Annotated in this window: 1 protein-coding gene; it reads right to left on the bottom strand. The window is 30.1% G+C overall.

From position 1 onward, the window contains the following. Positions 1-272 (bottom strand): hypothetical protein (locus SB772_RS41125; RefSeq protein WP_410838666.1); only part of this gene is annotated, 272 nt, incomplete at both ends.

Here is a 272-nt window from a genome sequence, read left to right as displayed (position 1 = left end):
CTCCTGTTCCATTAAAAAATTTTGCCTTTAAAAAAAAGGTCTGAGTTATGGTATTTCTAAAATAAAAAGTTTTGAATAAAGTTGAATTTCTTGTATTTGAATTTGTTGTTCCTTTGTTTGGCTCCATTGAGGTTCCATATATTTCTGAACCAGCAACATTTCCGCTTACATTTTCAAATGCAGCAATAAAAATATCAGCATTTGCTGGATTATTTTGATAACCGGCATCATTTGAAATACCAATCAATCCATAAGATATTTCATATAGTCCC

The organism is Paraburkholderia sp. SIMBA_030, from assembly GCF_046535245.1.
Taxonomy (GTDB): Bacteria; Pseudomonadota; Gammaproteobacteria; order Burkholderiales; family Burkholderiaceae; genus Paraburkholderia.
This window is presented reverse-complemented; position numbering and strand designations above follow the sequence as displayed.